This window comes from Xanthobacter autotrophicus, assembly GCF_005871085.1.
GTDB classification, from domain to species: domain Bacteria; phylum Pseudomonadota; class Alphaproteobacteria; order Rhizobiales; family Xanthobacteraceae; genus Xanthobacter; species Xanthobacter autotrophicus.
In genome coordinates, this window is the sequence record NZ_VAUP01000031.1 from 372,301 (window position 1) to 392,266 (window position 19,966).

General features: G+C 66.6%; 18 protein-coding genes. 6 read left to right on the forward strand and 12 right to left on the reverse strand.

Annotated elements, in window-relative coordinates; translation table 11 throughout:
* Position 1: 1 nt before the first annotated feature.
* From FBQ73_RS15665 to FBQ73_RS15680, 4 genes are all read right to left on the reverse strand, one after another.
* Entirely contained in the window at positions 2-2,122 is a 2,121-nt protein-coding gene (locus tag FBQ73_RS15665) for a molybdopterin-containing oxidoreductase family protein (RefSeq protein WP_138400410.1), read from the reverse strand.
* 66 nt (positions 2,123-2,188) lie between these two features.
* Complete coding sequence (locus tag FBQ73_RS15670; protein ID WP_138400482.1) at positions 2,189-2,929, reverse strand: TerC family protein; 741 nt, start codon at positions 2,927-2,929, stop codon at positions 2,189-2,191.
* A gap of 503 nt (positions 2,930-3,432) precedes the next feature.
* A complete protein-coding gene (gene ndk, locus FBQ73_RS15675; protein WP_138400411.1) occupies positions 3,433-3,855 on the reverse strand; it encodes a nucleoside-diphosphate kinase in 423 nt (140 codons plus the stop codon).
* Between the two features lie 121 nt (positions 3,856-3,976).
* Positions 3,977-4,636, reverse strand: a complete 660-nt coding sequence (locus FBQ73_RS15680; protein WP_170218921.1) for a TetR/AcrR family transcriptional regulator — start codon at positions 4,634-4,636, stop codon at positions 3,977-3,979.
* Between the two features lie 159 nt (positions 4,637-4,795).
* Here FBQ73_RS15680 and FBQ73_RS15685 point away from each other — a divergent pair, with 159 nt between their 5' ends.
* The 3 genes from FBQ73_RS15685 (at position 4,796) to FBQ73_RS15695 (ending at position 7,787) form a co-directional block, all read left to right on the forward strand.
* Positions 4,796-5,782: an aldo/keto reductase gene (locus FBQ73_RS15685; RefSeq protein WP_138400413.1), complete on the forward strand. Its 987-nt coding sequence runs from the start codon at positions 4,796-4,798 to the stop codon at positions 5,780-5,782.
* A gap of 159 nt (positions 5,783-5,941) precedes the next feature.
* On the forward strand, positions 5,942-6,979 hold the full coding sequence (locus tag FBQ73_RS15690) for a sulfate ABC transporter substrate-binding protein (protein ID WP_138400414.1): 1,038 nt from the start codon (positions 5,942-5,944) through the stop codon (positions 6,977-6,979).
* A gap of 454 nt (positions 6,980-7,433) precedes the next feature.
* Positions 7,434-7,787: a (2Fe-2S) ferredoxin domain-containing protein gene (locus FBQ73_RS15695; RefSeq protein WP_138400415.1), complete on the forward strand. Its 354-nt coding sequence runs from the start codon at positions 7,434-7,436 to the stop codon at positions 7,785-7,787.
* A gap of 94 nt (positions 7,788-7,881) precedes the next feature.
* On the opposite strand, the gene FBQ73_RS15700 is transcribed toward FBQ73_RS15695, so the two are convergent.
* The 3 genes from FBQ73_RS15700 to FBQ73_RS15710 are packed head-to-tail and all read right to left on the reverse strand — an operon-like array spanning position 7,882 to position 11,020.
* Positions 7,882-9,012, reverse strand: a complete 1,131-nt coding sequence (locus tag FBQ73_RS15700; RefSeq protein WP_138400416.1) for a response regulator — start codon at positions 9,010-9,012, stop codon at positions 7,882-7,884.
* A complete protein-coding gene (locus FBQ73_RS15705; protein WP_138400417.1) occupies positions 9,012-9,449 on the reverse strand; it encodes a response regulator in 438 nt (145 codons plus the stop codon). Before FBQ73_RS15705 ends, FBQ73_RS15700 begins: the two co-directional genes overlap by 1 nt.
* Positions 9,446-11,020 (reverse strand): sensor histidine kinase, encoded by a 1,575-nt coding sequence (locus FBQ73_RS15710; RefSeq protein WP_246089725.1) that lies wholly within the window; start codon positions 11,018-11,020, stop codon positions 9,446-9,448. The genes FBQ73_RS15705 and FBQ73_RS15710 overlap by 4 nt, the downstream gene beginning before the upstream one ends.
* Positions 11,021-11,269: 249 nt before the next feature.
* Between FBQ73_RS15710 and FBQ73_RS15715 the strand changes: the two genes are divergently transcribed.
* Both FBQ73_RS15715 and FBQ73_RS15720 read left to right on the forward strand, forming a co-directional pair.
* Positions 11,270-12,670 (forward strand): glutamine synthetase family protein, encoded by a 1,401-nt coding sequence (locus FBQ73_RS15715; protein ID WP_138400419.1) that lies wholly within the window; start codon positions 11,270-11,272, stop codon positions 12,668-12,670.
* Between the two features lie 113 nt (positions 12,671-12,783).
* Entirely contained in the window at positions 12,784-13,890 is a 1,107-nt protein-coding gene (locus FBQ73_RS15720; RefSeq protein ID WP_138400420.1) for a polyamine ABC transporter substrate-binding protein, read from the forward strand.
* 100 nt (positions 13,891-13,990) lie between these two features.
* Here FBQ73_RS15720 and FBQ73_RS15725 read toward each other — a convergent pair whose 3' ends face one another.
* Positions 13,991-15,163 (reverse strand): DegT/DnrJ/EryC1/StrS family aminotransferase, encoded by a 1,173-nt coding sequence (locus tag FBQ73_RS15725; RefSeq protein WP_138400421.1) that lies wholly within the window; start codon positions 15,161-15,163, stop codon positions 13,991-13,993.
* Between the two features lie 194 nt (positions 15,164-15,357).
* A complete protein-coding gene (locus FBQ73_RS15730) occupies positions 15,358-16,407 on the reverse strand; it encodes a Gfo/Idh/MocA family protein (protein WP_138400422.1) in 1,050 nt (349 codons plus the stop codon).
* A 306-nt stretch (positions 16,408-16,713) separates the two neighbouring features.
* On the opposite strand from FBQ73_RS15730, the gene panD reads away from it, so the two are divergent.
* A complete protein-coding gene (gene panD, locus FBQ73_RS15735; protein WP_138400423.1) occupies positions 16,714-17,166 on the forward strand; it encodes an aspartate 1-decarboxylase in 453 nt (150 codons plus the stop codon).
* Positions 17,167-17,195: 29 nt separating this feature from the next.
* On the opposite strand, the gene FBQ73_RS15740 is transcribed toward panD, so the two are convergent.
* The 3 genes from FBQ73_RS15740 to FBQ73_RS15750 form a co-directional block, all read right to left on the reverse strand.
* Positions 17,196-17,894 carry an outer membrane protein gene (locus FBQ73_RS15740; protein ID WP_138400424.1) on the reverse strand — a complete coding sequence of 233 codons (699 nt, stop codon included), beginning with the start codon at positions 17,892-17,894 and terminating at the stop codon, positions 17,196-17,198.
* Positions 17,895-18,175: 281 nt separating this feature from the next.
* Complete coding sequence (locus FBQ73_RS15745; protein WP_138400425.1) at positions 18,176-18,874, reverse strand: outer membrane protein; 699 nt, start codon at positions 18,872-18,874, stop codon at positions 18,176-18,178.
* Between the two features lie 243 nt (positions 18,875-19,117).
* Positions 19,118-19,729, reverse strand: a complete 612-nt coding sequence (locus FBQ73_RS15750; protein ID WP_138400426.1) for an outer membrane protein — start codon at positions 19,727-19,729, stop codon at positions 19,118-19,120.
* Positions 19,730-19,966: the final 237 nt, after the last annotated feature.

Genomic DNA, 19,966 nt, shown 5'->3' on the forward strand with positions numbered 1-19,966 from the left:
GTCAGTCCTCCAGCTTCTCCACCCGCACCCGGTTGTCGTGGAATGCCGCGCCGCCCACCGGGGCCACCGGATCGGCGCCCGTCAGCGTGTTGATGCCGCGGCCCTCGCGGTGGGCCCGTGCCGGCTGGATCTGCTCCGACACCACCACCCCCCGCAGTACGCCGTCGAACAGGCGCGCCTTCAGCACCACGCGCCCGCGCGGGTTTTCCACCGCCACGAAGTCGCCGGTGACGATGCCCAGCGCCGCCGCGTCCTCCGGATGGATCAGCAGGGAAGGCTCTCCCTCCCGCGCCACGGAGGTGGGGGTCTCGGTGAAGGAGGAATTGAGGAAATTGCGCGCCGGCGCGGTCACCAGGCGAAACGGGTGCTCGGGCGTCGCCTCCTCGATCACCGCCCAGTGGTCGGGCAGGGACGGCATGTCCGCCACCGGGCCGAACTTGGCTGGGGCCGGAAAGCCGAGGTTGGCCCAGTCCACGGCGAAGTGGAAGCGCTTGTCGCGGTGGCCGAAGCCATTGAGGAAGTGCGCATCCTCGAAGCTCTGCGCCACCTCGATGAAGCGCGCCTTCTCCAGTTCGTCGACGGGCGCGCGGCCGCTCTCGCGCAGGGTCCAGTCGATGAGGTCGCGCGGGCTCATGGCGAAGCCGGGGTGCTCCGCGCCCAGTCGCTGCGCCAGGGCGGCGATCACCTCATGGTTGGAGCGGCACTCGCCCGGCGGCTCCACCAGCTTCGGCCCGAGCTGGATGTGGGGGTGCCCGCCCGCCTGGTAGAGGTCTTCATGCTCGGTGAACATGGTGGCGGGCAGCACGATGTCCGCCATCTGCGCCGTGTCGGTCATGAACTGCTCGTGCACGGCTACGAACAGATCTTCGCGCAGGAAGCCCGCCCGCACCTTGTCCTGTTCCGGGGCGATGGCCACCGGATTTGTGTTCTGGATGAACAGGGCCTTGACCGGGCCGCCGCCGGCCAGCGCATCCTCCTCCCCCATCAGGATGGGGCCGATGCGGGACTGGTCGAGCTGGCGGGTTCTGGGATCGAGCTTGTCCAGCCCTTCGATCATCTTCTTGCGCCAGCCATAGGTGCCCGACAGGGAATGCAGCGCCCCGCCGCCCTCATGCTGCCATGAGCCCGCCACCACGGGTATGGAGGCCACCGCATGCATGTTCAGCGCCCCGTTGCGGGAGCGGGAGAAGCCGTAGCCGATGCGGAAGAAGGCGCGAGGCGTGGTGCCCACGAGACGCGCATAGGCCTCGATCTCCTCCACCGCGAGCCCGCAGATGGGGGCGGCCCACTCCGGCGCGCGGGTTTTCAGGTGCTCTTCCAGCGCGGCGCTGTCGCGGGCGTAGCGGTCGAGATAGGCGCGGTCGGCGTGGCCGTCGCGGAACAGCACGTGCATGACCGCGCAGGCCAGCGCCCCATCGGTGCCGGGCCGGATGAGGAGCGGAATGTCCGCCTGCTCCATGGTGGGGGTGCGATAGACATCCACCACCGCCACCTTCGCCCCGCGGTCCTTGCGGGCGCGCATGGCGTGGGTCATCACATTGACCTGGGTGGACACCGCATTGGTGCCCCACAGGGTGATGAGGTCGGAGGCCGCCATCTCGCGCGGGTCCACGCCGGCGATGCGCCCGGCGCCCGCCATGTAGCCGCTCCAGGCCGGGTTCACGCAGATGGTGGCGAAGAAGCGCGAATAGCCCTTGGCATGGGTGAGCCGGTTGATGCCGTCGCGCATCACCAGACCCATGGTGCCAGCATAATAATAGGGCCAGACCGATTGGGCGCCGTGCGTACGCTCCGCCTCCAGCAGGCGATCGGCGATGCGGTCGAGGGCCTCGTCCCAGGAGATGCGGGAGAACTGGCCCGAGCCCTTGGGCCCGGTGCGCATCAGCGGATGGGTGAGGCGATCCGCATGGTTCGCCCGCTCCGCATAGCGGGCCACCTTCGCGCAGATGACGCCTGCGGTGTAGCTCTGCGCCTTGGCCCCGCGCACGCGGCCGATGCGGCCGTCGGGCATCACATCCACCTCCAGGGAGCAGGTGGAAGGGCAATCGTGGGGGCAGACGGAGGCGCGCGTCGCGACGGGACGGTCGGTGGCGCGCGCCGTGTTCGGGGCATGCACGTTCATGGGCGCAGAATAAAGGGGGGGACGGTCGCCGTCGCCCCCCTTTTCAAGTCGGCTTCTGTGTCGGCGTCAGGCGCCGTGCCCGGCTTCCGCCGTGGCACGTGCCCGGTTGCGCAGGATGTAGCCCGTGGCCACCACCACCACCGCGCCGATGACGCTCGCCACATAATGGGGCAGTGCCGCCGGATGCATGCCGTGGTCATCCACTTTCACCAGCGAGGGGTCGATCTGCTGGAGGGCGTTGAGGGACATCACGTCGCCCACCAGCATCTCGCCGGCGATCCAGCCCAGCAGCGCCGCACCGGCCCAGATCAGGATGGGGAAGCGGGTGAGCAGCCGCAGCAGCAGCTGCGAGCCGAACACGATGAGCGGGATGGTCAGCAGCAGCCCGAACACGAACAATTCCCAGTGGCCGCGCGCGGCGGCGGCGATGGCCACCACATTGTCGAGGCTCATGACCGCGTCGGCGATGGCGATGGTGCGCACCGCCTTCCACAGGCTGTCGGAGGCGGCCACCTCGTGGCTGTCGCCGTCATTGTCGGTGACCAGCTTGATGGCGATCCAGAACAGCAGCAGGCCGCCCACCACCTTCAGGAAGGGCACGCCGAGCAGCACGGTGACGGCGAGGGCGAACAGGATGCGCAGCGCCACGGCCGCGCCTGCGCCCAAAAGGATGCCCCATTTGCGTTGCGCAGGCGGCAGCGACCGGCAGGCCAGCGCAATGACGACCGCATTGTCGCCGGACAGCAGCAGATCAATCCAGATGATCTGCAGAAGCGAGACCCAGAAGGTGGGCGCGGTAAAATCCATCATCTGCTCCATGCTGCGCGGCAGGCCCCCACGCGCCGCAACACGGGTGCGTGTCCCATTCCTGAGCGGAAGTCGAGGCAAACTTTTAAAATGACGTTACGTCATTGTGGGGTCAAGAAAAAGGGGCCGCGAAGGCCCCCGGATTGCCGCTGCCGGCCCAAGGCCGCCACACCGGCAGCCGAGCGCGACGCCAGCGCGACCATTCCCGAGCCCGACAGGCGCACGGTGTTCCATAGGATCTGAAGCAGCACGAGCCACGGCATTGGTGAATCGAGCGACATTTTACCCACCCCGGGCCTTTTGGTTCCCCCGCGTTCTGCGGGTGGTATTCTGCGTCTTGTGCGCCGTATTATGGATTTTGACGTTACGCTAACCTGTCCTTAGGTCCGGTCTCAAGTAAAACCGGATGACGCAGCGCATCATTCGATGGCGCGCTGCGTCATTCCCGCCTGTTACCGCTTCAGGGGGCCGGAGATGCCGAGGCATCGCCGGAGCCTGAACGTTCAGCCGACGATTTCGTTGCCGGCGAAGAACTGGGCGATTTCCACCGCCGCGTTCTCGACGCTGTCGGAGCCGTGGGCGGAGTTCGCCTCGATGGACTCGGCGAACAGCTTGCGGATGGTGCCCTCGGCCGCATTGGCCGGGTTGGTGGCGCCCATCACTTCGCGATACTTGGCGACGGCGTTCTCGGCTTCGAGGACCTGCACCACCACCGGGCCCGAGGTCATGAAGGACACGAGGTCGCCGAAGAAGGGACGCGCGCTATGCACGGCGTAGAAGGTCTCGGCCTGGGCCTTGGTCATCAGGATGCGCTTCTGGGCGACGATGCGCAGGCCAGCGGTCTCGATGACGGCATTCACGGCGCCGGTGAGGTTCCGACGCGTGGCGTCGGGCTTGATGATCGAGAAGGTGCGCTCGATCGCCATGGGGGACCGTCCTGTCTGTTGCTGGTGGAATGGGATGCCGCGGCGTCCGCGGATGGCGCGGCTCTTAGCAGCCGGCGCCTGAAGGAGCAAGGGAAGGCCTGTCGAAGTGGTATTAGGATGCCTAAGCCTGTCCCAGCACCCCGTCGATGGCCCGCTCCACCGCTTCAGTCGCATCGAACGCCACCGGCACGCCGAGCACGCGCGGCCAGAACAGGGGCTCCTTGATGGCGCCGAGAAACTGCGCCGCCATGAGCTGCGGATCGCGCCCCGTCGGCAGCCGGCCCTCGGCGACGAGGGCGGCGAGATAGGCGGCGAGCCCCTTCACCGCCGGCTCCTTGCCGGCCGCGAAATAGGCCTTGGACAGCTCGGGAAAGCGTGGCGCCTCGGCGATGACGAGGCGAAGCAGCGGGATCACGTCGGGCCGCGCCCAGTGCTCGGTCAGCCGGGCCACATAGGCCCGCAGCACGGCGCGCGGGTCGCCCGTGGCTTCGCTGGGGATGAGCGGCGCACGGGTGAAGTGGGACCAGGCCTCGTCGATCACCGCGCCGAACAGGTCGGCCTTGCCGGGAAAGTGCTGGTAGAGCGTGCGCTTGGACACCGGCGCGGCGGCGGCCACAGCGTCCATGGAGGTCCCCTCGTAGCCCTTTTCCAGAAACAGGCGGCGCGCCGCCGCGCGGATGCGAGCGGTGGTGCCGCGCGTATCGCGGCGCGGCCTGGTCGCGGTGTCGGCGGCAGGCGGGGGAGCCTCGGGGGCAGGGGGCGGCGACGCTGATGAAGACATGGGCGGAACCGGCTTGGACGGGACAGGTTTCAACAGGGCAGGCTTGAGCGACGCAGGGTTGCGGCTCATTGACAAGTGTAAACGGTACAGTGTAGTTTACATTCACGGCCAGCGCACGTCGCGCCGTTTGCGATCCCTCTCATCTTCATGAGGTCCCCCATGGACCACCGTCCTCTCGGTCGCTCGGGTTTGTCCGTGTCCGCCATCGGCCTCGGCTGCATGGGCATGTCCGAATTCTACGGCCCCAGCGACGACGAACAGTCGCTGGCAACCCTAGCAGCCGCCCTCGATCTGGGCATAAATTTCTTCGATACCGCAGACATGTACGGCGTCGGCCACAATGAGCGCCTGCTCGGGCGCTTCCTCAAGGGCCGGCGCGAGAAGGTGATCCTCGCCACCAAGTTCGGCAATGTGCGCGGACCCAACGGCGAGCGCCTCGGCGTTTCCGGCACGCCGGACTATGTGCGGTCCGCCTGCGATGCCAGCCTTCAGCGGCTCGGCATCGACACCATCGACCTCTATTACCAGCACCGCGTGGACCCTAGGACCCCCATCGAGGAGACGGTGGGCGCCATGAAGGGGCTGGTCGAGGCCGGCAAGGTGCGTTTCCTCGGGCTGTCGGAATGCTCGGTGGAGACGCTGCGGCGCGCTCATGCGGTGCATCCCATCAGCGCGGTGCAGATCGAATATTCGCTCTGGAGCCGGGATCCGGAGGCCGGGATGCTGGACGCCTGCCGCGAGCTGGGCGTCGCCTTCGTCGCCTACAGCCCGCTCGGGCGCTCTTTCCTCACGGGGACGGTGACCAGCCCCGACAGCCTCGCGCCGGATGATTTCCGTCGCGCCAATCCCCGCTTCACCGGGGCGGCGCTGGCGCAGAACCTCAAGCTCACCGAGGCGCTCAAGGATTTCGCGGCGGCCAAGGGCGCCACTAGCGCCCAGATCGCCTTGGCCTGGATCCTCGGCAAGCAGGAGCACGTGGTCCCCATCCCCGGCACCCGGCGCCTCAAGTATCTGGAGGAGAACGCGGCGGCGACCACGATTCGCCTGGCGGCGGATGAGATCGCCAGCCTCGACGCCCTGTTCGCGCCCGAGGCGGTGGCCGGCACGCGCTATCCCGAGGCCGGCATGGCGCAACTCGGTCTGTGACGGGGAAGGGCGCGCCCCGAGAGGGCGCTGCCCTCCCCATCCTCCACAGTGGCATGGGCCTGCCCCAGGGGCGGTTCACATCCCGTAATTCACATGCTATGCATGGTTCATGTGAATTATACATTTCATCTAATGTGAAATGTGGATGGGAGAAGCCTCATGATCAGCCGCCGCGCCGTTCTTGCTTTCGCGCTTGCCGGCGCCGCCGTGGCGCCCCTCGGCACCCTGCCGGCCTTTGCCCAGCAGGGTCCGGCCCAGCAGGGGCCGAACACGCTGCTCAACGTCTCCTACGACATCTCCCGCGAGCTGTTCACCGCGGTGAACAACGATTTCATCCCCTTCTGGAAGAGCAAGACCGGGCAGGAGCTGACCGTGAACCAGAGCCATGCCGGCTCCTCGCGCCAGGCCCGCGCCATCCTGGAGGGCCTGGAGGCGGACGTGGTCACCTTCAACCAGGTGATCGACGTGGATACGCTGGCCAAGGCCGGCTTCGTGGCCAAGGACTGGCAGGCGAAGTTCCCCAACGCCGCCTCGCCCTATTATTCCTTCCCCGCCTTCCTGGTGCGCGCTGGCAACCCGAAGGGCATCAAGGATTGGTCGGACCTGGTTCGGGACGACGTGAAGGTCATCTTCCCCAACCCGAAGACCTCGGGCAATGCGCGCTATACCTATCTGGCCGCCTATGCCTTCGCGCTGGAGCAGTTCAAGGGCGACGCCGCCAAGGCCGACGCCTTCGTGAAGAAGCTGCTCGCCAACGTGCCCGTGTTCGACACCGGCGGCCGCGCCGCCACCACCACCTTCGTGGAGCGCGATACCGGCGACGTGCTGGTGACCTTCGAGGCCGAGACCCGCACCATCGAGGGCCTCTATCCCGATCGCAAGCTGGAGACGGTGGTGCCCTCGGTGAGCCTGCTCGCCGAGTTCCCGGTGGCGGTGGTGGACAAGGTGGTGGACAAGCGCGGCTCCCGCGCCTCGGCCACGGCCTATCTCGAATTCCTGTATTCCCCCGCCGGCCAGACCATCGCCGCCAAGGCCTTCCACCGGGTGGTGGATCCCAAGGTGGCCGATGAGTTCAAGGGCCAGTTCCCGCCGGTGCGTCTCGTGAAGGTGGAGGACGTGTTCGGCGGCTGGCAGAAGCTCCAGGCCGAGCACTTCGCCTCCGGCGGCAAGCTGGATTCGCTCTTTACCGGCAAGTGAGCGGGGAGAGTGAGCGAGCGGGCTTAAAGCCACGTGGTGCCGGGTGGACGCCCTGTCGCGAGGTGCGGCGGGCCCAGCCCCGGTGAGCGTCCCGCATGAGGGGCCGGCGCCTTAAGACAATAGCGCACCGTCGCCGTCCGGCTAGACCGGACGGCCCATGGCCCGGCCGGGACACCGCGGCGGGCGCTTGCAAAGCGGCGAGACAGACCCTCCGGTCAAGCCGGAGGGTGACGAATGGGGAGGCGCCAGCCCTACGCCACTCCCGCTTGGGGGGAGGGCGGCGCTCTCCTGTGTCGCTTTCCCGCCCTTGTCGGCTTTGGCCGGCGCGCGCACCCGCGCGAGGGCAAGGGCACGTTGTGCCAATATATTGGCAAGGCTAGACTTTTCAGGTTTTTGCAGCTCCGGCACACATTTTGAATGGCTCCAGACCAGCCCCACCGAGCCGTGAGCCGTCATGTCTGAAGCTGCCGAAAGCGAAGTCCTCGATATCCCGCAGGTTTATACGCACCACGTGTTCTGCTGCTTCACCCAGCGGCCGCCGCAGCATCCGCGCGGCTCGTGCGGGGCCAATGGCGCGGCCCCCCTGTGGGACCGTCTCGCCAAGAAGCTCGAGGCGTCGGGCCGTCGCGACATCGCCATGACCTCCTCGGGCTGCCTCAGCTTCTGCCAGGCCGGCCCCATCATGGTCGTTTACCCGCAGGGCATCTGGTACACGCCCAAGTCCCCGGAAGACATCGACGAGATCGTCACCTCCCACCTCCTCGGCGGGAAGCCGGTGGAGCGGCTCATCATCGTTCCGCGCATCTGAGGCCATTGATCAAGCTCGCGCGGTACTTGAGCGCACCCAATCGGCATCGGTCGAAGACCGGTGCCGATGGTCTGAAATCCGCCCGGCGGTCCCGTCAGGTACGCTCGGCGAGGCGGAAGGTGAGCCGCACGCAGGTACCCGTCGCCCGCGCATCCAAAGTGGGCTCGCAGCCGAGCTTGGTGGACATGGCCCGCACGATGCGGGTGCCGAGCCCGGTGGACGGAACCGCGCCAGTCTCCACGGCTTTCGGGGCCGCCATGCCCGCCCCGTCGTCCTCCACCGTGAAGTCGATGCGCTCGCCCTGCCGCTTCAGCGCCACCCGCACCGCGCCTTCACCGCCGGGATAGGCGTATTTCAGGGCATTGATCACCAGTTCCGTGGCGATGATGCCCACCGCCACGGCGCGGTCGGGATCGATATGGATGGGGTCCGCATCCAGGGTGATGGTGATGCCGCCGTGGTCCCGATGGGCCGACACCTGCAGGTCATCCAGCAGCGAACCGATATATTGGTCGAGGGCGACGGTGGCGATCTGGTCGGAGGTGTAGAGCCGGCGATGCACCTGGGCCACGGCCGAGACGCGGTTGCGGGCGGAGTTCAGCGCCTCCTTCACCCGCCCGTCCTCGGTGGCGCTGGCTTGGACGTTCAGCAGCGACACGATGATCTGCAACGAATTGCCCACCCGGTGGTTCATCTCGCGCAAGAGCAGAGCGCGCTCGGCGGCCAGCGCCTCGAAGCGGTCGCGGGCGGCGCGGATCTCCGCTTCCGCCGCCTCGTGGGCGCGGCGCATGCGCACCTGCTCCACCGCCGCCACGAAGGCGGCGCGCAACAGCTCGATGAAATCAGCCTGCACCTCCTTCACCACATAGTCGGCCGCCCCGGCCTTCAGCGCCGCCACCGCAAGGCGGCCGTCCTGGGCGCCGGTGACGTAGACCACGGGCGGGGTGTGATCGAGCGCCCGGATGGCGCGCAAGGTGGCGATGCCGTCCTGGCCCGGCATGTAGTGGTCGAGGGCCACCACGTCGAAGCGTTCGGCCGCCACCAGGGCCAGCCCCTCTTCCCCCGAGCCCGCCAGCACCACCTCGAACCCGAGCCGCCCCAGCTGGCGCTGCACCAGGCGCCCGAGCGCCGGATCGTCATCCACATAGAGGACGCGCAGCGGCAGCGGCGAGGCGGATGTGCCGTCCTGGAGCGGGGCGGAGGGTTCGGGAACCGAGCCATCCATCAGTCTGTCTCCGGAACCTGGATGACGGAGAAGAACAACCCGAGCTGGCGGATGGCGTTGGCGAAATTCTCGTAATTCACCGGCTTGGTCACATACACATTGGCGCCGAGATCATAGCAGCGCTGGATTTCCACCTTGTCGTCGGTGGTGGTCAGCACCACCACGGGCGAGCGCTTGAGATGCTCGTTCTGCTTGATGCGGGCGAGGATCTCCACACCGGTCATGTCCGGCAGGTTCAGGTCGAGCAGCACCAGCAGCGCCCGGCCGATATGGTCGCGCCCGGTGCCGTCGGCGCCGAACAGGAACTGCACCGCGCTGGTACCATCGGTGAAGGGGAGGATGTCGTTGCGCACCCCGGCGCGGCGGATGTTCTTCTCGATGAGGCGCGCGTGGCCCTCGTCGTCCTCGACCATCACAATGGTGACGTGTTCAGTCATGTGTCCTTGTGTCCGTTGTCTATGGGCAGGCGGCGCGGCAGCGTGACCTTGAGGGTCGAGCCCTCGCCGAGGGTGGAATCGAGGGAGATCAGCCCGCCCATGCGTCGCACCAGCGCCCGCACATGGGCAAGGCCGATGCCTTCGCCCGGTCGATCCTGGCGGCCGGAGCGGCGGAACAGCTCGAACACCCGGCCGCGATCCTTGGGATCGATGCCGCGCCCGTTGTCCTTGACCACGAAGGTGATGAAGCCGGGGGTGTTCACGGCGCTCACCTCGATCACCCCGGGCACGCCGTCGCGCAGGTATTTCAGGGCGTTGTCGAGGAGGTTGGTGAAAATCTGCTCCAGTGCGAGGCGGTCGGAATGGATTACCGGAAGCTGCCCCGCGCGGATCACTGCGCCCACCTCGTTCGTCTGGTGGGCCATGGAGCCGGCGATGTTGGCGATCAACTCCCCCACGTCCACGTCCACGGGCATGAATTCCTTCCGCCCCTCCCGCGACAAGGCGAGGATGGCGTTGATCAGGCGATCCATGCGCGTGATGGAGGTCTTGATGAAGCCCAGCGCCTCCTCGAAATCGGCCGCCATCTCGGCATCCGCTTCCCGCGCTTCGCCCGCCGTCTCGCGGAGCCGGCCAAGGCGCTGGAACAGCTCCGTTCGCATGGTCTCGATCTCGCTCGTGAAGCCCATGATGTTCACGAGCGGCGAGCGCAGGTCATGGCTGACAATGTAGGCGAAGCGCTGAATCTCGTCGTTGGCTTCCTTCAGGTCGGCGGTGCGCGCGGCCACCCTTTGCTCAAGGCCGGCGTTGACGGTCTCCAGCTCCTGCTGGGCCTCCTCCAGCGCAGCGATGGTGCGCCGGTTGAGATAGAGCGCGAGGCCGCCGAGGGCGAGCACCACGGCAAAACCGCCGGCGCTCACGGCGGTCAGCCAGCCGGCGCTGTGTCGTGAGGCTATGGCACGGCTGTCCAGCAATTGGGTCTCGGCCGCCTTCATGTCGATGAGAAGCGTGCCGAGGCGGCTCATGGCGCCTTCGCTGCGGTCGGCTTTCAGATCCGCCTGCGCGGCCTCCACGTCACCGCTCTGGCGCAAGGCGATGGCGCGCTCGAAAGACGCAAACCGGCTATCGAGAAGCGGCCGCGCCTCGGCGACGCGGGCCTGCTGGGCGGGGTTGTCCTGCGTCAGGGCGCCGATCTCGTCGAGGCTCGGCAGGGCGCGGGCCTTGGACTCCTCGTAGAAGCGCAGGAAGCCGTCACCGCCGGTGATGAGAAAGCCCCGCTCGGCGCTTTCCGCCCGCCGGACCATGACCTGCAATTGCGAGATGGCATTCATCACGCGCAAGGTATGGGTCACGCTGTCCGCATCATCCTGCGCGCGGTACACCAGCGTGATCGACATGGCGCTGATGGACGCGAGCACCGCAAATCCGAGGACGAGCAGCAGCGTGGGGCCGGGCAGGCGCAGCCGGCCGGCTGGAGCGCGGGACACGTCGCCTGCGGGAGCCTTCTCACGGCTGGGGATGTCGCGGGCGGGATTTTCATGCCCGGACGTACCAGGCATCACCAGCGCCATGGCGCATTCTCACCGGATGGCGCGGCGCTGCCCATCGCGTCTTCAGGGGGCGACGGTGAGAATGGCTCCGGCGAGTGTCTCGTCATGGTCCTCATCGGGTGGTCACGTTCCGTTCCGTTGACAGGTGCCCCGCTGCCAGGGCCCCTGCGCGCAGTACCGCTTCAGGTGCATAATCATCGTTGCGCTTGAAGGTTCCCGAGCTTCGCGCTTGGATGAACAGGAAATCGTCGTTTTTTTGAATGGAGTGCCATGCAGGTCCAGGTTCCAGGCCGCCGACCCGACGATGCCGCGGCCCCCGGGGTCACGGACGAGGCGGCGGAATATGTGACAGCTTTCGGCATGCCGGAGGTCGTGGAGGTTCTCCTGCCCGACACCTCGGCGGTGCTGCGGGGCAAGTGGATTCCCGGCCATTCCATGGGCAAGATCTGGAAGGACGGCGTCGCGATCCCCCTCTCCATCTTCGGCCTTGATGTCTGGGGCTGCGAGGTGGAGGCCTCTGAAATCCACATGGAGACCGGCGACAAGGACGGCCTGTGCTGGCCGGTGCCGGGCACCCTGAAGCCGGTGCCCTGGGCCCCGCGCCACACCGCGCAGGTGCTCATCACCATGCATGAGCCCGACGGCTCGCCCCGCGGCCGGCCGTGGAAGCTTGATCCGCGCCAGCAACTGGCCGCCGTGGTGGACCGCTTCGCCGCGCGGGGGCTCTCGCCGTGCGTGGCCTTCGAGCTGGAATTCTACCTGCTGAAGCCGTCCGACGTGCCGGGCGCGCCGCCTGAGCCGGTGTTCCAGGCCACCGGGCAGGCGCGGCAGAATATGTATGCCATGTCCGACCTCGACGCCTTCGCCGAGGTCCTGCACGACATGCGCGCCGCCTGCGTGACGCAGGGCCTGCCGGCCGATACCGTGATCTCGGAGGCAGCTCCCGGCCAGTTCGAGGTCAATCTCTATCACAAGGTGGATGCGCTGGGCGCCGCCGACGATGCGGTGCTGCTGCGCCGGCTCATCGACGGCGTGGCGCGCCGCCATGGGCTGAAGGCCACCTTCATGGCCAAGCCGCTGGCGGATTTCGCCGGCAACGGCATGCACGTCCATGCGAGCCTGATGGAGCAGGGCGGCGGCAACCTGTTCGCCCGGGAGGATGGGGTGGGGGACACAGCCCTGCGCCACGCCGCCGGCGGCATGCTCGCCAGCATGGCCGACGCGACGCTGATCTTCGTGCCGAGCTTCAACGGCTACCGTCGGCTGGTGCCGGGCAGCTACGCGCCGACCTCGGCGAGCTGGGGCTTCGACAACAGGCTGGTGGCGGTGCGCGTGCCCAACGGGCCGCGCCACGCCCGCCGGCTGGAGCATCGCATCGCCGGTGCGGAGGCCCATCCCCATCTCGTGCTCGCGGCCATCCTCGCCGGCATGTTGGACGGGCTGGAGCGGGGCATCGAGCCACCGCCGCCGCTGGAGGGCAACGCCTACGAGCAGATCGGCGAGCCCCTGTCTCCAGACATGGAGGTAGCAGTGGAGCGCTTTGCTGCCTCCGATTTCATCGCCCGAACCTTCGGCGTGGACTACCGGCGCATCTATGCAGCCATGAAGCGGGACGAGCTTGCGGCTTTCCGCAAGGTCATCCTTCCATTGGAGTACGAAACGTATCTGTGAAGCACCGCGTTTCCTGTTGAGGGGTGCTGCCCAACCACATAGCCTTGGGTGCAGGGGGGCACCTTCAGGGCAACCTTGCAAAACATGACCCCCTTTCCAGAGGAGAACGGCGGATGCGTCGTCATTTCGTAGCGGCAATCATGTGTGCCACGCTGGGTTGGGCTGGCGCGGCTTCGGCCCAGGACAAGGTGCTCAACGTCTTCAACTGGTCGGATTATATCGACCCGACGGTGCTGGAGGACTTCACCAAGGAAACCGGCATCAAGGTTCGCTACGACGTCTTCGACAGCAACGAGGTGCTGGAGACGAAGCTGCTCGCGGGCAAGACCGGCTACGACGTGGTGGTGCCGTCCGGCTCCTTCCTGCAGCGCCAGATCAAGGCCGGCATCTTCCTGACCCTCGACAAGTCGAAGATCCCGAACCTGCAATACGCTTGGCCCGAGGTGACCAAGCGCCTCGCCGTCTACGACCCGGACAACGCCCACGCCGTCAACTACATGTGGGGCACCACGGGCATCGGCTACAACGTGGACAAGGTGAAGGAACGGCTCGGCGACATTCCCATGAATACGTGGGACATCGTGTTCAAGCCGGAAATCCTCTCCAAGCTCAAGGATTGCGGCGTCTATTTCCTCGATGGCCCGGAGGAGGTGATCCCCTCCGCCATGAAGTATCTGGGGCTTGATCCCAATTCGAAGAACCCGGACGACATCGCCAAGGCCGGCGAACTGCTCATGTTGGTTCGCCCCTATATCAAGAAGTTCGATTCCTCGGGCTATATCAATGCCCTGGCGCGCGGCGACATCTGTCTGGCCCTGGGCTGGTCGGGTGACATTTTCCAGGCCAAGACCCGCGCCGCCGAGGCTGCGAAGAAGACCAAGAAGCCGCCGGTGAACGTGGCCTACGTGATCCCGAAGCAGGGCGCGCTCATGTGGTTCGACAATTTCGCCATCCCCAAGGATGCGAAGAATATCGACAACGCCCTCGTCTTCATCAACTACATGATGCGGCCGGAAGTGGCGGCGAAGAACTCCAACTTCATTTCCTATGCCAACGGCAACCTGGAATCGCAGAAGTTCATCGACAAGGACATCCTGAACAATCCGTCCATCTATCCGGACAAGGAGACGTTCGACCGGCTGTTCATCGTCACCACCAACGAGCCGCCGGTGCAGCGGGTCATCACCAAGACCTGGAACAGCTTCAAGCGCGGCAAGTGAGGCGCGGGCTGATGTGAACGGCTGAGCCGGACAGTCAGCCACGAACAAAAAGACCGCCGGAAGCAGCTGCTTCCGGCGGTCTTTGCATGAGTGGGTTGCCTCAGCCCTCGGCGAGGGCCTGCTTCACCGCCGCGACGATGCGGTCCTGCGTGGTCTCGTCAAGATAGGCGTGCATGGGCAGGGAGATGACCTCCTCCGCCAGGGTTTCGCACACCGGCAGGATGGCGCCGGCGGAGGGATAGTGCTTGTAGGCCGGCTGCAGGTGCATGGGCAGGCGGTAGTAGACCGCCGTGGGCACGCCCTGCGCCTTCAGCTTGTCGGCGAGGCCGTCGCGCACGCCGGGGGCGAGGCGGATGGTGTATTGCGCCCACACCGAGGTGGCGCGCTGGTCCACCACCGGCACGGTGGCGACATCCTTCAAAAGCTCGTTGTAGCGCCGCGCCACCCGGTCGCGTGCCGCGATCTCCTCCTCGAAGATGGCGAGCTTCTCGATCAGCACCGCCGCCTGGATGGTGTCGAGGCGGGCGGTCATGCCGATGCGCACGTTCTGGTACTTGTCCACGCCCTGGCCGTGCTCGCGCAGGCTCTTGAGCACGGTGACCAGCTCGGCGTCGTCGGTGAGGATGGCGCCGCCGTCGCCGTAGCAGCCAAGCGGCTTGGCCGGGAAGAAGGAGGTGGCGGTGGCATCGCCGATGGAGCCGGTGCGCTTGTTGTTCCAGGTGCCGCCGAAGCCCTGCGCGGTGTCGCACAGCACCTTCAGGCCATGCTTCTCGGCGATGGGCAGGATCGCGTCATAGTCCGCCGGCTGGCCGAACAGATCCACCGGGATCACCACGCGCGGGGTCAGCCCCTGCTCGACGGCCACCGCGATGGCCTGCTCCAGGCTGTCGGGGTCCATGTTGAAGGTGTCCGCCTTCACGTCCACGAACACCGGGGTCGCGCCCACATAGGGCACCACCTCGGCGGTGGCGCAGAAGGTGAAGGCCGGGCAGAACACCGCGTCCCCCGCCTTCACGCCCCAGGCCATCAGCAGCAGCGCCAGCGCGTCGGTGCCGCTGGAGCACGAGACGGCATGCTTGGCGCCGGCGAAGGCGGCGAGCTGTTCCTCGAAGGCGCTTACTTCCGGCCCGTTCACGAAGCGGCAGGAAGCAAGCACGTCCAGCACCTTCTCGTCGATGCGGGCGCCGATGCGCGCGCGTTGGGCGGCAAGGTCGATGAAGGGGATGGGGGCGTTGTTCGCTGTACTGGCCTTGGCCGTCGCGGGAGACGTCATGGATGATCCCTGTCAGGTGCCCATCGGACGGGCGGAATGGCGCGGATGCGGCGAGGCATTACGATGGCCCGCCCTTCGACAGGCGCTGCGCGGACTGGACCAAGGGCCGGTGAGCCAGGCTCACAGCCTCTGGTGTGACGCACGCCGGGTGCGGTGCGCGCAAGGACCGCAGGCGGCCGTCGCCGCCACGTATTTCAGCCCAGGGCGCGACGTTTCTCGGCCGCCGTCTCGGCGGGTGCAGTCTCGGAAGGCGCAGTCTTGGCGGTAGCCGAGCCGGGCAGGCAGGAGATGGCGATCTCCAGGCTCGATACGCCCTCCTCGCCGGTCACTTCCGGCGCGCGGCCGGTGCGCACCGCGGAGAGGAAATTCTCCAGCTCGGCGCGCAGCGGCTCGGCATAGGCTACCGGCAGGTGGCGGGTGGAATAGGAGCCGTCCGGCCGGTAGTCGAAATGCTCGGTCACCTGGCGGGTGAGCAGGTCGCCGATCACGTATTTCTTGCGGGTCGCCACATGCACCGTGCGCGCCTTGAAGGGCGTCAGCCAGTTGGTGTTGATGTGGGCGAGCACCCCCGAGGTGGTGCGGAACTGGAGGAGGGCGATGTCCTCGCGCTCGGCAATGGCGGCCGAGGTCTGCGGCTGCACCTCAAGGATATCCGAGCCGGTGAACCAGCGGATGAGGTCGATGTCGTGCACCGCGAGGTCGATCACCACGCCCACGTTGGACATGCGCGGCGGGAACGGCCCCACCCGGGTGATGGCGATGGAGAGCAGGTTCTCATCGCGGATGGCTTCCTTCACCGCCCGGACGGCGGGATTGAAGCGTTCCACATGGCCGACCATCAGGGTCACGCCCTTCTCGCGGGCGGCTGCGACGATCTCGCGGCCTTCCGCCACCGTGGAGGCGACGGGCTTTTCCACCAGAACCGAGCAACCGGCGGCGATGACGTCGAGGGCGATGGGGTGGTGAAGGTGCGTGGGCGCCGCCACCACCACGGCATCGAGGCCAAGGTCGAGCAGCGCGCGATGGTCGCCCACCGCCTGGCAGCCGAGGAAGTTGGCGACGCGCTGCGCCTGCTCCTGGTCCGGATCGGCGACGGCGACGAGTTCCGCACCGGGAAGCTGGGACAGCACGCGGGCGTGGTTGGAGCCCATGATGCCGATGCCCGTGACGCCGATCCGCACCGGCTGGTCGTCCTTCGGACGAACCCGGGCGCGCTCCGTGCCGGGCGCTGCCGTATGAGCCATTTCAGCCCTCATCAATCATTCAACGAGTGCGGGCTCTAGCACGATCATCGTTTAAAAGGCGAGGAGCGGCGTCAAATCCACGGTCCCGCCACGTTCAAGAATTGCATCGCCGTGTTACCGGCATGTCGCGCCGGCGCAGGCCGTGCCTCTTCCCACGGCGGGCGGCAGGGCCTATCACAGCGCGCTTTTCGCACGCGTCTTCGAGCCAGATGGACCCCGGGTCGCGTCAAGACAACGCAGCACCACACGCGGCCGGATCATTCGCGCGATGCAGCGCGACCGATCGGGAGGGGAGGACGGCAGAACATGCGCAAGATCGTCGCCGGCAAGTTGCACGGGCTGACCGTGACGGGGGCCGACCTGAACTATCACGGCTCCATCACGCTCGATCCCGAGCATTGCGAGGAGGCGGGGATCCTGCCGCTCGAATTCGTCGAGATCTGGAACCGCAATTCCGGCGCGCGCATCTCCACTTATGTCATCCTGGGTGAGCGCGGCTCGCGCTGCTGCGTGCTCAACGGTGCCGCGGCCCGCACCTGCCAGCCGGGCGACGAGGTCATCATCTGCAATTCGGTCTATGTGCCGGAAGGCGAGATCGTGGCGCTGCGTCCGCGCGTGCTGACCTTCGACAAGGACAATCGCGTCGTCAGCCGCCTCACCTATGAGGTGACGCGCGATAGCCACGGCGCCTACCACTTCGCCGTGCGTGACGAGAGCGGCGTGGAAAAGCCCATCCCGCTCCGGGTCGGGGCGTCCTGATCCGAACGCCTTGAGAGGCCGGCGCGGGATCAGAACTTGTAGTTGATCCCGATCCTGGCGGTCTGCGCGGTCACGCCCGCGCTGGCGCCGAGCGTGTCGTAGAACTTGGAGCCGAGGTCCGTGTAGAGATACTCGGTCTTCGCGGTCCAGTGGTCTGTGAGCGCATATTCGATGCCTGCGCCTGTGGTCCAGCCGGTATGAGTCTGCGACTGGCTGGCGCCCAGATAATCGATGGAATTGTTGCCCCAGGCAAAACCGCCCGTGACATAGGGCAAGATCGGGCCGAAGGCGTAGCCGAGCCGGCCGCGCACCGTTCCGAAGGAATCGAGTGTGCTGGAAAGACCCAGCACACCAAGCTGCCCACCGAGAGGCCCGGCCGCGCCGGCGCTGACGTCGCCGCCCTGGATGTCCGCTTCGATGCCCGCCACGATATTGTTGGCGAACTGGTAATTGTAGCCGGCCTGGCCGCCGCCGAGCCACCCCTTTGGGTCGATGCCGGCCACGCCGAGCGCATCCTGGCCCGAGCCCCAGCCATAGCCGGCATTGCCGCCGATATAAAAGCCGGTCCAGGAGAAAACAGGGGCGGGAGCCACCGTCGGGATCGCCGGCTGCACCGGCCGTCCGAGATCCGCCGCCGCCACAGGCCCGGCCGACAGCAGCGCCGCGAGCGCGAGTCCAGGCAGCGCAAGTCCAGGCAGCGTCACCGAGGGCAGGGTAAATGCGGGCATGGCGCGGCGACCACCTCGCAGGGCGTCGCTCGATCTGCCAAATACCTTGCGTCCCATGGCCGCGCTCCCGCGTCTCCCCGCCTCTGTCCGTCTTCAACTTGGCCCGTCGCGCAGGCGAGGCAAGGGCGGCTTGGCGGCAAAGCGATGGCGGGTGCCGATTCGCATTCACGAATGCGTGCGACCTGCCCAAAGGATAGGCCTGGGGTCGGGCCAAACGAAAGGGGCTCCCGGCCTGGCCGGGAGCCCCTTCACGTCAAGACATGTCTCGCGCAGGCGCGGGATCAGAACTTGTAGTTCACGCCCAGCTTGGCGGTGCTGATGTTCGAGCCCACGGAGTACGTGTCGCCGAAGAAGTCGTTGGCGCTGCTCTTCTCGAAGCCGAGATAGAGATACTCGGCCTTGACCGTCCAGTTATTGGTGATGGCGTATTCGACGCCGGCACCGGCGGTCCAGCCCCACTTGGTGTTGTTGTAGCTGTAGCCGTAGAAGTCGGAGAAGTTGCTCTTCGCCCAGGCCGCGCCGCCGGTGATGTACGGCAGGAAGCGGTCGATACCGTAGCCGAGGCGGGCGCGGATCGTGCCGAAGTAGTCCACGTTCTGCGAGATTTCGCCGCCGGTCAGCGGGCCACCGGCCACGAGGGTCGAGCTGCCGATGTCGGACCAGTCCATGTCGGCCTCGACGCCGACCACGACGTTGTTGGCGAACTGGTAATTGTAGCCGACCTGGAAGCCGCCGGTGAAGCCGTTGCTGGTGCCGGGGCTGTAGGAATAGCTGACGACCGAGCCGAACGGGGTCACGTCATAGGTGTTGTCAGCCCAGCCCCAGCCGACGTTGCCGCCGATGTAGAAGCCGGTCCAGGAGAAGGTCTGCACCGGGATGGGCGCCGCCTTCACGGGATAGCGGGTGGCGAGATCCGCCGCGGACGCAGAGCCGGCGAGGAGGGCGAGGGCGGTGGCGCCCAGAAGTGCACGCTTCAACATGTTCCATACCTTTGTTGGTCAATCGGTCCAGCCTGGGGCCTCGCCGACGAGTGGTTACGTCATACAGTTCGGGGATGCGCTCGTCTGTAGCGAACGGGCAACACCCCCAAATTCAAAACCGGCGGAGATGTGGCAAAGTCCTAGCACTTGTTCAGGTTTGTGGCGTGACCTTTGGTAAAAGCGGCAAACCGGAGGCGAGCTCAAGGTTTTGCCTCAATCTTTTCCCTTGGGTCATGTTCAGGTTCAGAACCGATAATTCACGCCAGCCCTCAGAATATTGGCATTGATGCCGCTTTCGATGGGCCCGATGATTGTCGGATAGGTTGCACTGCCAAGGTCTACGTAAAGATACTCGGCCCGCGCGCTCCAGTTTCGGTCGAAGGCGACTTCCGCGCCGGCGCCGATGGTCCATCCGGTCTGGGTGGAACTGGAGGAGAGGCGGAGAACATCCAGGCTGCCCTGGCCATAAGCGAAGCCGCCGGTGCCGTAGACCAGTACGCGGTCGAACGACCAGCCAAGGCGGGCGCGTATGGTGCCCAGATAGTCGAGGCTGTAGCCCCCGGCGGACAGGCCGGAGAAGTTGAAGTCGGTCTCGACGCCCAGCACGAACGGGCTGGCGAACTGGTAATTGTAGCCGGCCTGGAAGCCGCCGATGAATCCGCCCGGATCGCTGTTCACGGTGGAGCCCCAGCCGTAGCCGGCATTGGCGCCAATGTAGAAGCCGGTCCAGGTGAAGGCCGCGACGGGCTGCACGTAGGGCGCGGGATAGCGACCGGAAAGGTCGGCTGCAACCGCCGGAGCGGCGAGCACGACGCCCGCCAGGAGCGCGGCGGAAGCAAGCAGACGGGAACGCATGAACTGTCCTCCAGGTCCTGCCGTCCTTTTCGCTTCGGCAGTGCACGCACCCTTGCAGACGAACCTTGCCCAATCCTGTCCCCAAGCCCCCGGACGCCCGCATGGCTAATGCGTCGTTAATTTATTAACGATATGATTTTAAATAATAAAAATCGGGACGCCGCGGGTTGTCCACCACCAGGGTAGGTCGCGCATTGGCGACGTGGTTGAGCGTGTATTAACGCCCATGGCGTCGGC

What these genes read in the sequence shown, in the direction of transcription:
- FBQ73_RS15665 (WP_138400410.1), bottom strand. Translation starts at nt 2,122, where the DNA reads ATGAACGTGCATGCCCCGAACACGGCGCGCGCCACCGACCGTCCCGTC.
- FBQ73_RS15670 (WP_138400482.1), bottom strand. Translation starts at nt 2,929, where the DNA reads ATGGATTTTACCGCGCCCACCTTCTGGGTCTCGCTTCTGCAGATCATC.
- ndk (WP_138400411.1), bottom strand. Translation starts at nt 3,855, where the DNA reads ATGGCGATCGAGCGCACCTTCTCGATCATCAAGCCCGACGCCACGCGT.
- FBQ73_RS15680 (WP_170218921.1), bottom strand. Translation starts at nt 4,636, where the DNA reads ATGTCTTCATCAGCGTCGCCGCCCCCTGCCCCCGAGGCTCCCCCGCCT.
- FBQ73_RS15685 (WP_138400413.1), top strand. Translation starts at nt 4,796, where the DNA reads ATGGACCACCGTCCTCTCGGTCGCTCGGGTTTGTCCGTGTCCGCCATC.
- FBQ73_RS15690 (WP_138400414.1), top strand. Translation starts at nt 5,942, where the DNA reads ATGATCAGCCGCCGCGCCGTTCTTGCTTTCGCGCTTGCCGGCGCCGCC.
- FBQ73_RS15695 (WP_138400415.1), top strand. Translation starts at nt 7,434, where the DNA reads ATGTCTGAAGCTGCCGAAAGCGAAGTCCTCGATATCCCGCAGGTTTAT.
- FBQ73_RS15700 (WP_138400416.1), bottom strand. Translation starts at nt 9,012, where the DNA reads ATGGATGGCTCGGTTCCCGAACCCTCCGCCCCGCTCCAGGACGGCACA.
- FBQ73_RS15705 (WP_138400417.1), bottom strand. Translation starts at nt 9,449, where the DNA reads ATGACTGAACACGTCACCATTGTGATGGTCGAGGACGACGAGGGCCAC.
- FBQ73_RS15710 (WP_246089725.1), bottom strand. Translation starts at nt 11,020, where the DNA reads ATGGCGCTGGTGATGCCTGGTACGTCCGGGCATGAAAATCCCGCCCGC.
- FBQ73_RS15715 (WP_138400419.1), top strand. Translation starts at nt 11,270, where the DNA reads ATGCAGGTCCAGGTTCCAGGCCGCCGACCCGACGATGCCGCGGCCCCC.
- FBQ73_RS15720 (WP_138400420.1), top strand. Translation starts at nt 12,784, where the DNA reads ATGCGTCGTCATTTCGTAGCGGCAATCATGTGTGCCACGCTGGGTTGG.
- FBQ73_RS15725 (WP_138400421.1), bottom strand. Translation starts at nt 15,163, where the DNA reads ATGACGTCTCCCGCGACGGCCAAGGCCAGTACAGCGAACAACGCCCCC.
- FBQ73_RS15730 (WP_138400422.1), bottom strand. Translation starts at nt 16,407, where the DNA reads ATGGCTCATACGGCAGCGCCCGGCACGGAGCGCGCCCGGGTTCGTCCG.
- panD (WP_138400423.1), top strand. Translation starts at nt 16,714, where the DNA reads ATGCGCAAGATCGTCGCCGGCAAGTTGCACGGGCTGACCGTGACGGGG.
- FBQ73_RS15740 (WP_138400424.1), bottom strand. Translation starts at nt 17,894, where the DNA reads ATGCCCGCATTTACCCTGCCCTCGGTGACGCTGCCTGGACTTGCGCTG.
- FBQ73_RS15745 (WP_138400425.1), bottom strand. Translation starts at nt 18,874, where the DNA reads ATGTTGAAGCGTGCACTTCTGGGCGCCACCGCCCTCGCCCTCCTCGCC.
- FBQ73_RS15750 (WP_138400426.1), bottom strand. Translation starts at nt 19,729, where the DNA reads ATGCGTTCCCGTCTGCTTGCTTCCGCCGCGCTCCTGGCGGGCGTCGTG.